The 12,826-nt window shown below is 65.8% G+C and carries 14 protein-coding genes and 1 pseudogene; 7 read left to right on the forward strand and 8 right to left on the reverse strand.

The annotated features are described in order from the left end of the window. Position 1: 1 nt before the first annotated feature. Positions 2–826, reverse strand: coding sequence for a reverse transcriptase domain-containing protein (locus tag AC15MQ_RS14085; RefSeq protein ID WP_483080438.1), 825 nt, complete (start codon positions 824–826; stop codon positions 2–4). 647 nt (positions 827–1,473) lie between these two features. Between AC15MQ_RS14085 and AC15MQ_RS14090 the strand changes: the two genes are divergently transcribed. Continuing rightward, complete coding sequence (locus AC15MQ_RS14090; RefSeq protein WP_483080439.1) at positions 1,474–1,695, forward strand: diguanylate cyclase domain-containing protein; 222 nt, start codon at positions 1,474–1,476, stop codon at positions 1,693–1,695. Here the strand turns inward: AC15MQ_RS14090 and rpoH are convergent. The 3 genes from rpoH to AC15MQ_RS14105 form a co-directional block, all read right to left on the reverse strand. Next, positions 1,681–2,535, reverse strand: a complete 855-nt coding sequence (gene rpoH / locus AC15MQ_RS14095; RefSeq protein ID WP_287652774.1) for an RNA polymerase sigma factor RpoH — start codon at positions 2,533–2,535, stop codon at positions 1,681–1,683. The genes AC15MQ_RS14090 and rpoH overlap by 15 nt on opposite strands. A gap of 92 nt (positions 2,536–2,627) precedes the next feature. Beyond that, positions 2,628–3,116 carry a Spy/CpxP family protein refolding chaperone gene (locus tag AC15MQ_RS14100; RefSeq protein WP_287652776.1) on the reverse strand — a complete coding sequence of 163 codons (489 nt, stop codon included), beginning with the start codon at positions 3,114–3,116 and terminating at the stop codon, positions 2,628–2,630. Positions 3,117–3,197: 81 nt separating this feature from the next. Next, the gene (locus tag AC15MQ_RS14105; protein ID WP_287652778.1) at positions 3,198–4,178 is read right to left on the reverse strand and encodes a hypothetical protein; all 981 of its coding nucleotides are present in this window, start codon (positions 4,176–4,178) and stop codon (positions 3,198–3,200) included. A 328-nt stretch (positions 4,179–4,506) separates the two neighbouring features. Here AC15MQ_RS14105 and AC15MQ_RS14110 point away from each other — a divergent pair, with 328 nt between their 5' ends. Further along, complete coding sequence (locus tag AC15MQ_RS14110) at positions 4,507–5,058, forward strand: NADPH-dependent FMN reductase (RefSeq protein ID WP_287652780.1); 552 nt, start codon at positions 4,507–4,509, stop codon at positions 5,056–5,058. Positions 5,059–5,229: 171 nt separating this feature from the next. Here the strand turns inward: AC15MQ_RS14110 and AC15MQ_RS14115 are convergent. The 4 genes and pseudogenes from AC15MQ_RS14115 to AC15MQ_RS14130 form a co-directional block, all read right to left on the reverse strand. Then, positions 5,230–6,443, reverse strand: a pseudogene (locus AC15MQ_RS14115) (ABC transporter permease). Next, positions 6,443–7,228, reverse strand: coding sequence for an ABC transporter ATP-binding protein (locus AC15MQ_RS14120; RefSeq protein ID WP_483080440.1), 786 nt, complete (start codon positions 7,226–7,228; stop codon positions 6,443–6,445). Before AC15MQ_RS14120 ends, AC15MQ_RS14115 begins: the two are co-directional and overlap by 1 nt. Beyond that, positions 7,225–8,559: an efflux RND transporter periplasmic adaptor subunit gene (locus AC15MQ_RS14125; protein WP_483080441.1), complete on the reverse strand. Its 1,335-nt coding sequence runs from the start codon at positions 8,557–8,559 to the stop codon at positions 7,225–7,227. The genes AC15MQ_RS14120 and AC15MQ_RS14125 overlap by 4 nt, the downstream gene beginning before the upstream one ends. 11 nt (positions 8,560–8,570) lie before the next feature. Then, entirely contained in the window at positions 8,571–10,037 is a 1,467-nt protein-coding gene (locus tag AC15MQ_RS14130; RefSeq protein WP_483080442.1) for an efflux transporter outer membrane subunit, read from the reverse strand. 316 nt (positions 10,038–10,353) lie between these two features. On the opposite strand from AC15MQ_RS14130, the gene AC15MQ_RS14135 reads away from it, so the two are divergent. The 5 genes from AC15MQ_RS14135 (at position 10,354) to AC15MQ_RS14155 (ending at position 12,763) form a co-directional block, all read left to right on the forward strand. Continuing rightward, on the forward strand, positions 10,354–10,965 hold the full coding sequence (locus AC15MQ_RS14135) for a hypothetical protein (RefSeq protein WP_287652785.1): 612 nt from the start codon (positions 10,354–10,356) through the stop codon (positions 10,963–10,965). A 66-nt stretch (positions 10,966–11,031) separates the two neighbouring features. Further along, on the forward strand, positions 11,032–11,250 hold the full coding sequence (locus AC15MQ_RS14140) for a glycine zipper 2TM domain-containing protein (protein WP_287652786.1): 219 nt from the start codon (positions 11,032–11,034) through the stop codon (positions 11,248–11,250). Positions 11,251–11,375: 125 nt separating this feature from the next. After that, a complete protein-coding gene (locus AC15MQ_RS14145) occupies positions 11,376–11,573 on the forward strand; it encodes a hypothetical protein (RefSeq protein WP_287652788.1) in 198 nt (65 codons plus the stop codon). Positions 11,574–11,731: 158 nt separating this feature from the next. Continuing rightward, positions 11,732–12,010: a hypothetical protein gene (locus tag AC15MQ_RS14150; protein ID WP_483080443.1), complete on the forward strand. Its 279-nt coding sequence runs from the start codon at positions 11,732–11,734 to the stop codon at positions 12,008–12,010. Between the two features lie 501 nt (positions 12,011–12,511). Then, complete coding sequence (locus AC15MQ_RS14155; RefSeq protein WP_287652790.1) at positions 12,512–12,763, forward strand: hypothetical protein; 252 nt, start codon at positions 12,512–12,514, stop codon at positions 12,761–12,763. The last annotated feature ends 63 nt before the right edge of the window (positions 12,764–12,826 follow it).

Below are 12,826 nucleotides of genomic sequence, written 5' to 3' on the forward strand. Positions count from 1 at the left end.
CTTAACACATGACGACAAAGTCATCCGCGTAGCGTACGAGATGTGCGGACAGCTTGCCCTTCAGGTGCCGCCGTTGCCATATTCGGTCGAGAATATGCAGGTAGCAGTTGGCCAGCAGCGGGGAAATCACGCCGCCTTGCGGCGTGCCTTTGCCATTGCCTTTTCCACCACCTACGGTCTTCTTCACACCGCGATCGTCTTCGCCGATGACCGGGGCTTTGAGCCATTGCTTGATGAGGTGCAGAATCCCCCCATCGACGATTCGCTCGGCCACCACGGCCAGTAGCTTGGCATGCGGAATGCTGTCAAAGTACTTCGACAGATCGGCGTCTATGACTTGGGTGTAGCCGGCCCATAGCGTATTGGCGATGTCATCCACGGCATCGTGGGCCGATTTCTTCGGCCGGAATCCGTACGAGTGTTCGCAGAAATCGGCTTCAAAGATCGGTTCAATGATGAGTTTCACCGCCATTTGTGCGACACGATCGCGGAGCGTCGGTATCCCCAGCGGGCGCTGACTGCCATCCGCTTTGGGAATCATGACGCGCCTGACCGGCTGGGCGCGGTAGGTCTTGTCTTTCAGATCACGGGCCAGGTCCCGCAGAAACGTTTTTACCCCAATGCCGTTTTCTATGGCCTCGAAACTGATCCCATCAATCCCGGGACTGCCTCGGTTCGACCGGACAAGCCGCCAGGCGTGACTGAGGATGTCTTCCCGGCTGATCTTGTCGTAGAGCGCGTAAAAGCGGTAGGCCGGTTCTTGCTTGGTCTTGGCATACAGCTTCCTCTGTAGCGTCCTGATCGTATCCGGGGTGGTTAGCGACATGGCAATCCCTCGATCCTCAGCTCTTCGGTTGCACGAACAAAGTAGGGTTCCTTCCCTCGTCCGGGGTTATGATGTCCCTTGAACTCAAGCGGTACTATGAACCCCTCCGACTCCCCTCTGCGGCCACTACGATTTCGTTGCCTTATACGCAGTGGGCGGTGGTCTCCCCACCCCCACAGACGGGTCTCCAGCACTGGGCAGTCAATCTTCCAGAACATGCCATCCCTGCTACCCCGGGAGTCGATGAGTGCCACTTCCGTTATTCCAGCACCCTTCCAACGGCCTTCCCCTTCTGTCCACAAGGTCGGCTTCTCCAGTTCGTTTACGAGGCTACACATAGGTTCACTTGCGTTACGGCCTGCTCTCTTGCTGTTGGGAAACTCACGACCCCGTGTCGCCACAGCGCCGCTTCCTCAGGCTACCGGGGCGTACGGACAACTCCCCAGACGGGACTTCAACCCGCTAGACTTACTGCTGTTGCTGCGAACGGACAGACCACGGTTATCTTGTTTTTTCTGCTCCGAAAGCTAGAAACCGTGGTCTGTACCCTATTCTGTTGCAACTGTACGCGTATACAGTGGCTGCCTCAATGCCTGCTGGCTGCGGGACGTGCGCCCTAGCAGCAGTATTGGCGATTTTTCTCGTCGTTGGGCTGGGTTTGGCAGGGCTGGCGGGCCGGAGAATCGCCGCCCGCTACGGATTTCCTCGCCCGCTACGGTGGGGAGGAATTCCTGGCCGTCCTCCCGGAGACGAATTCCGAAGGCGCACTGCGTCTTGCTTGCGGCCAGGAGTCGAAAATGGTCATCCGATGCATGTACCGGCCCATGCCGCCGGCAGGGGTGTGGCGCTCACACTCAGGCCGGGAGTGATTCCAGGCTGGTGCGCATGTTCCGCATGGCCTTCACTTCAACCTGGCGAATGCGTTCGGCGGAGACACCGAATTCCGCTGCCAGATCGTGCAGGGTGGCCGGTTTTTCGTCCATCAACCAGCGCGCTTCGATAATCCGGCGGCTGCGTGGATCGAGGAGAGCCAGAGCCCTCTGCAGGCCTTCGGTCTGCAGTCGTTCGCGGACACGGCCTTCGAGCACATGCACCGGTTCGCGCGAGTTGTCGCACAGATAGGCGCTGGGGGCAAACGCCTCGTCATCCTCACTGTCGCCATCCAGCGCCAGGTCGTGGCCGGACAGGCGCGTATCCATCTCGGTGACCTCTTCAGGCCGGACGTTCAGGATGGCGGCGATTCGTGCCGTCTGCTGGCAACCGAGACTGCTGCTGTTGTCTTTCATGCTGCGCAGGTTGAAAAACAGCTTGCGCTGCCCTTTGGTGGTTGCCACCTTGAGCATCCGCCAGTTCTTCACGACGTACTCCTGAATCTCGGCCTTGATCAGGTAGATGGCGAAGGAAACCAGGCGCACACCACGCGTCGGGTCGAAGCGCTTCACCGCCTTCATCAGCCCGATATTGCCCTCCTGGATCAGATCGGCGTGCGGCAAGCCATACCCCAGGTAGCCACGGGCGATCGAAACCACCAGACGGAGGTGCGAGACGATCAACTGTCGCGCCGCGTCGAGATCGTTCTTGTCCTGATAGCGACTGGCCAGGCGCGATTCCTCGTCCCGCGTCAACATCGAGAACTGTCTCGCCGCGACGATGTAGGCATCGATGCTGCCGACCGCTGCGGTCGCAGGTAAAGCCAGGGCCGGCATCATTTGCGGGGATCTCCGACTCCTCCCCAGCGCTTCCGGCTCCGGGAGAAGCCGGTACGGAGAGCACCCGGTCGCGGCTTTCCCGGAAAGCCAGCTCACGGTTTTGGCGGCGCCATGTCCATCGGGCGAGGCCCCGGTTTGCCGCGCATCCCGCCGCGTGGACCGGCATGGAAATCGTCGAAGGTCTTCTTCTGCTCAGGCGTGAGCAGGGCATAGAAGTCCTTGAGGGCAGTCACGTGCGCGGTCATGCGCGACTGATGCTCCTGCATGCGCTCCAGCATCTTGTCCGCCCGTTCCGGGGTGGAGAGTTTCGCCCAGTCGTCGGCCTTGGCCGGTTCCATTCGGGCCATCGGATGCTGCGGGTCCATCAGCTTCTTCCAGGCGATGTCCTGTTCCGGAGTCAGTTTCAGAGCGTCGTGCAGCCGCTGGTGATGCTGCGCCATGCGCTCGACTCGATACTCCCAGGCGTCGCCGCGCATCCCCATGCGGCTGCAGTCCGGCGGCGCGGCTACGACCGGAGCGGCAAGTACTCCCAGACTCGAAACCAGGAGTAGGGAAGAAACAAAAGTGCGATAGCTGGTCATGGTGGTCTTCCTTGTTGTTGAGTGTTGGCTGGTGCTGGTCATCATCCACAACCCCTGTTGCGGATGCACGCGCAGGGTCACCTATTTCTTGTGGCCCTGCCCTCGGTCGTCCCCTTTCTCGTGCCCGTTGTCCTGTCCCTGCTCACGCCCCGGTTCCTGCGCTGTGCGCCCGGCATGCGGGTTGTTGTCCCGGTCAGGCCTTGGCGCCTGCCGTTCATGCGGGGCAGCGCTTTGCTGCGGCTGCTGAAGGTGTTGCTGATCGGCGGGCCTTCGCTGCTGCTGCGGAGGGGCTGGTGGTGAATCTCGCCGCTGAGCGTCTTCGCCGCCTCTTTGCGGTGGTTGTGCGGGTGGCGGCAACGGCGCGCTGGCGCGCGGCGGCGGCGTTGGGTTGACGCGCGGGGTGTCCCGCTGCACATGCTCTCTCACCTGTGGCGCCGGATGCTGCGCGTTCCGGGGCGGCGCTGCCGGGTGTGGTTGCTGTTGCGGTGCGTGCTCTCGCAGCATGGCATCACGCGGCTGGTAGCGGTAGTTCCGGTTGTGCAGTGCTTGCTGCTCTTCCGACTGCGGGTAGCGATCGCCCGCATAGCGGCGCTGGTAAACCGGTAGCGGAGCGGGCGCCGGCGCAGCACTGCGATTGCGTCGGTCCCAGCCACTGCGCTGCTGCTCCCATTCATTACCCCAGTGCTGGCCCCAGCGCGGTGGCGCATTCGGCTGCCAGCCGCGGAAGTACGCGGGCGGATTGCGGTAGTAGCGCACCGGCACTCGCAGGAGATACAGCGGCACCACCGTCGGCGCCACGCGTTGCCAGGGCCCGTTGTACCAGGAACTGGCGTACCAGTCATCGCTCTGGTAGACCCAGTACCGGCCGTCGTAAAAGAAGAAGTTCGATTCCTCGCGGGGCGCATAGTAGACCGGGTAGCCGGGCACCCGGACGAGTTCCGGGAACAACGGCACGTTGATCCCGATGCTGACGCCGGGAAGCGCAACGCCGATGCTCACCTGCGCCGTGGCCAGAGGCACCGAGCAGAACAGCATCCACAGCAACAACAGTCGATAACGCATTCGTGCTCCTTCGATTCGGTCAATGGATCGCAGCATGTCGCCAGCAGGAATCGACTCCCTTGCCGGGCATCACGCGATGGGTCTCCGGTCAGACTAGCCGATGCTGGCCGGGGCGTTCTGTACGCCAGCGAACATCCAGGCCGGGACGCGCCGGTGATGCCACGTTCTCCAGCGCACAGAACGTGGCGGGAACAACGCGTACCCTGGCGGTTCGAATCTCTCCGTAGACTCGATCGCCTCGCCAGCGCCCCCCCCCCCCGCCCGACCACCACCCGAGTGATCAGGTCGGGGTACTGACCTCTTTCCTTCACCCCAACGGGAGATCCCCATGACCGAATACCAGATCGCAGTCATCATCGGCAGCCTTCGTCGCGATTCATTGAACCGCCGCTTCGCCACCGCCATCGCCCGCCTGGCGCCGTCGGATTTTTCCTTCAAAGCGGTGGAAATCGGCGACCTGCCGCTGTACAACCAGGACGACGATGCCCAGCAGGCCGACTCGGTCAAAAGGTTGAAGGCCGACATCGCCGCCGCGCAGGGTCTGCTCTTCGTCACCCCCGAATACAATCGCTCCATCCCCGGCGTGCTCAAGAACGCGATCGATCATGCTTCACGGCCGTATGGCGAAAGTGCATGGGCCGGCAAGCCGGCCGGCGTGCTCGGCGTATCGGTCGGTGCCATCGGCACGGCGCTGGCGCAACAGCACCTGCGCAACATTCTGGCCTATCTTGACGTGCCGACGCTGGGTCAGCCGGAGACGTTCATCCAGGCCAAGGACGGGCTGTTCGATGACGCCGACAATTTCGGTGCCGGCAGCAGGAAATTCCTGCAGACCTGGATGGAGCACTACGTGGGCTGGGTGAAGCGGCACACTGCCTGATCGGCGCTCGCGGCGCAGCGGGGCGAACAAGGGGCCGCTTGTCGCCATCGCCAGCGCCGCGCCATGCGTGCGTCGAGGCAGGATCCAGACGATGCCCCGCCGTGCGGCGGCACCGCTGGATACACGGCTGGCCGGCCGCGGTCGAGGTGCTCGACGGTCGTAACCGGGAACCTATTCGTGTCGCAGCGCTTCGATCGGGTCCATCTGCGCGGCACGCCGGGCCGGGAAATAGCCGAAGAGCACGCCGATGCCGGCCGAGAAGACGAACGACAGCAGGTTGATTGCCGGATCGAACAGGTAGGGTACCCCCATCACCCCGGCGAGCGCGTAGGAGGCGGCCGTGGCGATGACGATGCCGATCACCCCGCCGAGCGCCGCCAGGACCACCGACTCGATCAGGAATTGCAGCAGCACCTCGCGCTCGAGCGCACCGATGGCCAGGCGCAGGCCGATTTCGCGGGTACGTTCGGTGACGCTGACCAGCATGATGTTCATGATGCCGATGCCGCCGCCAGCAGGCTGACCGCGGCCACGGCACCGAGCAGGGTGGTCATCACCTGCGTCGTTCCTGACAGGGTGTCGGCGAGTTGCTGGGTATCGAGGATGTTGAAGTTGTCGTCGTCGGCGTCGGCGAGCTTGCGCCGCTCGCGCAGCAGTTGCCGCAGGCTGGCCTTCAGCCGGGTATTGTCGCTGCCGTCTTCCATCGAGATCAACAGCGTGCCCACCTTCAGGCTGCCGGTGACGCGGCGCTGCAGCGTGCGCAGCGGCACCAGCACCGTGTCGTCCTGATCGTTGCCCATCGCGGCCTGACCTTTCGAGGCGAGCACGCCGATCACCGTGCACGAGAACTGCTTGATGCGCAAGGACTCGCCGAGGCCGCCCAGACCGAGCGCGCCGCCGAAGATCTCGCGGCGTACCGTTTCGCCGATGATGCATACGGCGGCGCCGGCGCGCTGTTCATCGTCCTCGAACAGGCGCCCGGAGGCGAGCTTCCAGTTGCCGGTGACAAACCAGGCATTGCTGCTGCCGGTGACGTTGGTGGCCCAGTTGCGGCCGTTGCCGACGACGGTGACCGCGGCGCGGCCTTCCGGCGCGGCGGCGGCGACGCCGCCGATCTGTGACTGGATCGCCGCGGCGTCGGCTTCCTTGAACTGCGGTGCGCCCGCCGCGCCGCCGGGCCCCTGGCGTTGCCCGACACGCACCATCAGCAGGTTGCTGCCGAGGCTGGCGATCTGTGTCTGCACCGCCTGCGTCGCGCCGTTGCCGAGGGTCACCATGGTGATCACCGCACTGACGCCGATGACGATACCGAGGATGGTCAGGAACGAGCGCAGCAGGTTGCGGCGGATCGAACGCAAGGCAAGGAACAAGGTGTTCAACAGCATCAGGGGTTCTCCGCAGCAGCAGGGGCCGCTTCGAGCGGGTGCGGGTTGGCGGCATCGCTGGCGATATGGCCATCGACGAAGCGCACCAGGCGGTGCGCGTAGGCCGCCATGTCGGGCTCGTGGGTGACCATCAGCACGGTGATGCCGTGCTGCGCGTTCAGGCCGCGCAGCAATTCCATGATCTCCTGGCTGCGCTGGGTGTCGAGGTTGCCGGTGGGCTCGTCGGCGAGCAGAACGGCTGGCTCGCTGACGATGGCGCGGGCGATGGCCACCCGCTGCTGCTGCCCGCCGGACAGTTCCGCCGGGGTGTGCTGCTCCCAGCCGCCGAGGCCCACCGATTGCAGTGCGCGGGCCGCGGCGGCGTGCCGCACCAGCGCCGTCTCGCCGCGGTAGAGCAGCGGCAGTTCGACGTTCTCCTGCGCCGAGGTGCGCGCCAGCAGATTGAAGCCCTGGAAGACGAACCCCAGGTAGCGGCGGCGCAGCCGCGCCCGCTGGTCGCGCGACAGTGCTTCGACATGCGCGCCGTGGAACAGGTACTGCCCGCTGCTGGGCGTGTCCAGGCAGCCGAGGATGTTCATCGCGGTCGACTTGCCAGACCCGCTAGGGCCCATGATGGCCACGAATTCGCCGGCGCTGATGTCGAGATCGATGCCCTTCAGGGCCATCAGCTCGGCTGCGCCGCTGCCATAGACCTTGGCCACTGCGCGCAGGCGGATCAGCGGCGTGCCGACGGCCAGCGGCGGTGCCGCGGAGGCCAGCAGGGATCCCGAGAGCGGCGCGTTCATTTGTCGGTCGCCTTTTTCTGGTCGGTGATCACCTGCATGCCGATTTCCAGTTCGCCGCCGTTGATTTCGGTCATGCGGCCGTCGCTGATCCCGGGTGTAACGGCCAGGGGTACCGGCAACTCGTCACGCAGCACCCACACCTGACGCGCCGCCGCGGTGCTGGCGCCGGCCGCGGCCGACTTGCGGTTGCTGGTGCGCGGCCGGCCGGGGATCAGACTGGCGACGATGCCGCCGGTGGCTGCCGCCCTGGCGTCGCCGACCGTGGTCGGCGTGAAGCGCAGCGCGCTGTTGGGCACCAGCAGCACATCGCTGCGCTGCGTCGCGGTGATGGTCGCCGTCGCCGTCATGCCCGGACGCAGACTGAGGTCGCTGTTGTCCACGTCGAGATAGGTGAGATAGGTGACCACATTGTCGGTGATGGTCGAGCCGAAGCCGACGCGGGTGATGCGTGCCGGGTATTGGCGGCTGGGATAGGCGCTGACCGTGAAATGGGCGTCCTGACCCTTGGCCACCGAGCCGACATCGGCTTCGTCGACGTACACCCACAGACGCAGCTTGAGCAGATCCTCGGCCACGGTAAACAAGGTCACCGCCTGCAGCGAAGCGGCTACCGCATTGCCGGGGTCGACGCTGCGCGTCAGCACGACGCCGTCCGACGGCGCGCGGATCGAGGCTTTCGACAGATTGATCTCGTCGAGGGCCAGTGCCGCCTGCGCGTCGTTCACGCCGGCGCGGGCGCTGGCCGCGTCGGCGACGGCGCGCTCGACTGTGGCGTGCCCGGCATCGAGCTCGGTGCCGGCGGGCAACTGGCCCGCCGAGAGGCGCGCCACTTCTTCGAGGCGTGCCAGGTTGGCCCTGGCCTCCTTCACCGTCGCCACGGTCTGCGCGACCTTCGCCGTCGCGGCGGACAGCACGGCGCGCGAACGCAGGATCTGGTCGCGCAGCTTGGCGGTGTCGAGCTCGACCAGCACCTGCCCCTTGCGGATCCGATCATTGACGTCGACGTTGACCTTCAGCACCGTTCCCGAGAGTTCGCTGCCGATGCTGGTCGAACGCGTCGGCTGCAAGGTGCCGTTGGCGGTGACGGTCAGCGTCAGGTTGCCGCGCGCCACCGTCTGCGTGCTGTAGCTCGGCGCGGCGTTGGCGGTCCGCTGTGCCAGCCACCACCACAGGACAAGTGCCGCCAGCGTCAGCGCCAGGGCAGTGGCCCAGAGGGCTGGGCGGCGGTACCAGATGGGCGAAGCCGGCTCGGCGAGCAAGGTGGCGAGATCCGGATCGTTGTTCGCGGCCGGGGGCGGCGTGACGGTGGGGTCAGGGTCGGGCGTGTTCATGATCGGGAGGCTCAGGGTGACGCTGGAGTGGGGGAGGGGAGCGCTTCGCCGCCGTCTGAACGCCAGCCGCCGCCCAGGGCCTTGTAAAGGCGCACATGATTGGCGGCAAGCTCGGCGCCGGCACTGGCGACGCTGTCCTGGGCAGCAAGCTGGCTGCGCTGGGTGTCGAGCACGGTCTGAAAATCGATCAGGCCACTGCCGTAGCGCTGGCGCGCCAGACGCGCCGCGCTGGCGGCAGCGACCGCGGCGCGTTGCAGGTACGACAGGCGTTCGCGGTTGCCATGCAGCGCGACCAGCGCGTCTTCGACGTCCTTGAGCGCGGTCAGCACCGTCGCCTGGTAGGCGACGCGCGCCGCATCGAGCGCGGCCTGCTGGGCGCGTACCTGCGCGCGCAGGGCGCCGCCGTCGAACACCGGTAGCGACACGCTGGCCAGCAGCGCACTGGCGACCGCGGCGCTGTTGCCGAGTGCGCCCAGCGTCAGCGCGCTCAGCCCCAGCGAACCGCCGAGCTGGAAGTTCGGCAGGCGCGCGGCTTCGGCCTGTCCCACGCGCGCCGCCGCCGCGCTCACCTGATATTCCGCGGCACGCACGTCGGGTCGCTGGCGCAGCGTCTCGGCGGGGATGGCCAGGAGCAGGTCGCCGGCCGCCTGCGGCACCGGCGCCGGCGTGGCGAGAACGCTCGCCAGGTCCGCCGGCGGCTGGCCGGTCAGCACCGCGAGCGCATGCGCGATTTGCTCGACGCCGCTCTGCAGGGCCGGCAGGCGGGCGCGGGTCTGTTCCGCCAGGGTCCGCGCCTGCTCGCTTTCCAGGCCGTCGATCAAGCCAGCCTGCAGGCGCCACTGCGCCATCTGCAGGGTCGCCAGCTGGCTGGCCAGATTGTCGGCAGCGATCGCCAACTGTGCCTGCGCACCGCGCAGGGTGATGTAGTCCAGCGCCACCTCGGCGGCGATCGAAACCTGTACGTCGCCCAGACTCGCGCTGCTTGCCCGGACGGTTGCATCGCCGGCGTCGAGTGCGCTGCGGTTGGCACCGAAGATGTCGAGTTCCCAGGCGGCATCGAAACCGGCCCTGAAATTGTTCACCGCCGGGTTGCCGCCGGACTTGCTGCGCTGTGCCAGGGCCAGGCTGTCGAGCCTTGGCCACAAGGCGGCCGCCGTGACATCGCGCAGCGCCCGCGCCTGCAGCAATGCCGCCTGTGCGCCTCTGACGCTGTGGTTCGTCGTCAGCGCCTCGACGATCAGGCGGCTCAGCAGCGGATCGTCGAAACGCAGCCACCAGGTTGCCAGCGACGACGCGTCGCTGGCAACGGCGGCGTCGCTGGCAGACCAGGTCGAGGGGATCACGAACGGCACCTGGTCAGCGTCCTGCTGCGGTAGCGACGTGCAGGCGCACAGCAGCAGGATCAGTGCGCCGGCGACGCTGCGGCTGCGCAAGGCGCTGGCAATGGTCGTATGGGGCTCAAGGGATGCGGGATTCATGATTCGGCGGGGCGTGGAGAGGAATGACGCAGCGTGGAATGGCGCAGCGTGCGGTCGAGCGCATGCTGCGCTGCCGCCCCTGCGGCGGTCTGTACCACAGCGCACAGATCGATCTTCAGGGCCACTTGTGTGCGGCAGCGGACAGACCGCGGCGGCGTCCCTCCTTAAGGTGAAGCCTCCAAGCCAAGCGGTGACGTAGATCCACCGTCCCCGCGAATGCGCAAGACCGGCAAGCGCGCTCCTGGCGAAGAAAACAGTATGCGTGGCACGGCTTGCCAATGCCCCTCTCAGAAGCTCATCAGACGAAGGAACAACCATGAACAGATTCAACATGAACGTACTGGCCATTGCGCTCAGCCTCGGTTTCAGTGCCGGTGCGATGGCACAAAGCATGACCAAGACCGATTACACCGCCGGCAAGGACAAGATCAGCGCCGAGTACAAGGCGGCCAAGGCCGCCTGCGCCGCGTTGGCCGCCAACGCGAAAGACATCTGCGTAGCCGAAGCCAAGGGTACCGAGAAGGTCGCCAAGGCCGAACTCGAAGCCAGCTACAAGCCAACCGTGGAAAACCGCTACGAAGTACGCGTTGCCAAGGCTGAAGCCGACTACGGGGTGGCCAATGAAAAATGCGATGACTCGACGGGAAATGCCAAGGACGTGTGCGTGAAGGAAGCCAAGGCGGCCAGGACCACTGCCAAGGCGGACGCCAAGGCGCAGATGAAGACCACCGAGGCGAACGCCACGGCCAGCACCAAGACCGCCGATGCGCGCAGCAAGGCGAGCAGCCAGACTACCGACGCCCGCAAGGACGCGACGGCAGACAAGGTTGACGCGCAGTACGCGGTGGCCAAGGAGAAGTGCGACAGCAAGGCCGGGACCGCCAAGGACGATTGCCTGGCCCAGGCCAAGGCGCACGCCGGCAAGTAGGCCGCGACATCCGACCAGACACCCCGCAGCACGTCCCGGAAGCCTGTTTGACAATGAGGTAATACCATGAAAACGAAGCAAGGATTGACCATCGGTGCAGTTGTCGCAGCCATGCTGCTCGGCCTGGGAGGTTGCGCAGGGATGTCGTCGCAGGACAAGAACACCGTTGTCGGTGCCGGCGTCGGCGCCGTCGGAGGCGCCGTTCTGACCGGCGGCAGCGCGGTCGGCACCGTCGGCGGCGCGGCTGTCGGCGGCATCATCGGTCACGAAGTCAGCCGGCCGTAGGTGTCATGCCGGTGCGGCGCCTGCGCTTCGCGGCCAGCGCCCTGCCGGTGTGGCCTCACCTTCGGCGACCGTCGGCGGCATAAGCGGTCGCGCCGCCGGGTGAGTGACAAACAGGAGGCAACAGCATGTGGAAATCAGGAAAGGCCGGCAGCGTAGCGCTGCTCTTCGGTGCCTTGCTGATCGGACTGTCCGGCTGTCAGAAGCAGGAAGGTCCGGCGGAGAAGGCCGGCAAGGAAGTCGACAAAGCGACCGAGAAGGTCGGCCAACAGGTCGAAAAGGCCGGCAACAGCATTCAGGACGCAGCCAGGGGCGACAAGAAGTAGCGCCTGCGCGGCGAACGCTGCGTCAGGCGCTGCAAGCGGTACGCCGCAACCAGGACATTCGTCCGGACGGCACCCGCTGGCCGTGCGCACAACGCCCGCGTCAGCGGGACATGGGCTGCCGGCGAGTCCTGTTCATCAAACCATTACAAGGAATTCTCATGAAATACGCGATCGTTTTCTCGGCAGTATTGGCGGCGCTGGCTTTGAGCGCCTGTGATCGACCGACGGTGGTGACACCGGCGGCCGTGATTGCAGTGCCTGGCCCGGCGGGTCCGCAGGGTGCCACCGGCTCGACGGGTTCAACCGGCTCGACGGGTTCGACTGGTGCCACCGGCGCCGTCGGCAGTACCGGCGATACCGGAGCGACAGGTGACCGTGGCAAGACAGGTGGGGGCACGGTGGTCGTCGTTCCGGCCGCCCCGGCGCCCGCGCGCTGAGCATCCGAAGGTGCACGTTCTCCCGACCCCGCTGCCGCCGCAACAGTCCGGTCGGCAAGAGCCATCGGGGGGGCAGCGCGTGCGCGAATTTCAGCTTGTGTGCGGGAGCAGACGGAGCGCAGACGAGAACTCCCGTATCCTGCATACAGGTGTTCGGATTTTATTCTCCTTGGTTGACGAATACCCGCTGGACTTGGCCCGGAACGTCACCCCCGTTCCGGGCATTTTTTTGCCGCGTGCATCTGGCTGGCGCATCGGGCGGACCGGTGTTGGCGTCCGGCCGGAGTAGCCCGGCAGCGCGCAGGCAACTGAACCCGGCAGGCGTTTCCGATGCGGTTTTCCATGTGTGCCGGCGCACCGAAGCTTTCGGTCGATACGCCTATCCTCCAGGTTGGCTGTTGGAGCGCACGATTCACAAGCTCGTACGACTGGGTCCCTCGGGACATGCCGGTGAAGCGGTGATGGCAAGGTGCTCAAGCATGCCGCAAGCAGGAGAATGCAATGAAGCCGAGGTACCCGCAGATACTGTCCTGGCTGGCTGGAAAGCACGGAACGTCTGGCGATGTCGCCGAGGACTTGTGGATCAGAGCGCTGCGTGCAGCGACCGCCGAAAGTGCGGTGATCGAGTCGCCCGAATACTGGAAGTCCGCCGTCGATCACCTGCGCGCGTCCTTCGCGAACCACTCGCCCGCGGGTTTTCCCGGTTCGGCGCTGACCGCCTTGCCGAAGCGGCCCGGGCTGCTGATGGCCTGACCACCGCGTCAGTGCCGCGGCCAGGGATCCCGGTCACCTTCGCCAGATCATCCGCTGACCGTC

This window comes from Candidatus Accumulibacter propinquus (assembly GCF_056856495.1).

Coding starts and splice junctions, on each gene's coding strand:
- AC15MQ_RS14140 (WP_287652786.1), top strand. CDS start 11,032: ATGAAAACGAAGCAAGGATTGACCATCGGTGCAGTTGTCGCAGCCATG.
- AC15MQ_RS14105 (WP_287652778.1), bottom strand. CDS start 4,178: ATGCGTTATCGACTGTTGTTGCTGTGGATGCTGTTCTGCTCGGTGCCT.
- rpoH (WP_287652774.1), bottom strand. CDS start 2,535: ATGATGCCGGCCCTGGCTTTACCTGCGACCGCAGCGGTCGGCAGCATC.
- AC15MQ_RS14130 (WP_483080442.1), bottom strand. CDS start 10,037: ATGAATCCCGCATCCCTTGAGCCCCATACGACCATTGCCAGCGCCTTG.
- AC15MQ_RS14150 (WP_483080443.1), top strand. CDS start 11,732: ATGAAATACGCGATCGTTTTCTCGGCAGTATTGGCGGCGCTGGCTTTG.
- AC15MQ_RS14110 (WP_287652780.1), top strand. CDS start 4,507: ATGACCGAATACCAGATCGCAGTCATCATCGGCAGCCTTCGTCGCGAT.
- AC15MQ_RS14125 (WP_483080441.1), bottom strand. CDS start 8,559: ATGAACACGCCCGACCCTGACCCCACCGTCACGCCGCCCCCGGCCGCG.
- AC15MQ_RS14100 (WP_287652776.1), bottom strand. CDS start 3,116: ATGACCAGCTATCGCACTTTTGTTTCTTCCCTACTCCTGGTTTCGAGT.
- AC15MQ_RS14120 (WP_483080440.1), bottom strand. CDS start 7,228: ATGAACGCGCCGCTCTCGGGATCCCTGCTGGCCTCCGCGGCACCGCCG.
- AC15MQ_RS14145 (WP_287652788.1), top strand. CDS start 11,376: ATGTGGAAATCAGGAAAGGCCGGCAGCGTAGCGCTGCTCTTCGGTGCC.
- AC15MQ_RS14085 (WP_483080438.1), bottom strand. CDS start 826: ATGTCGCTAACCACCCCGGATACGATCAGGACGCTACAGAGGAAGCTG.
- AC15MQ_RS14155 (WP_287652790.1), top strand. CDS start 12,512: ATGAAGCCGAGGTACCCGCAGATACTGTCCTGGCTGGCTGGAAAGCAC.
- AC15MQ_RS14135 (WP_287652785.1), top strand. CDS start 10,354: ATGAACAGATTCAACATGAACGTACTGGCCATTGCGCTCAGCCTCGGT.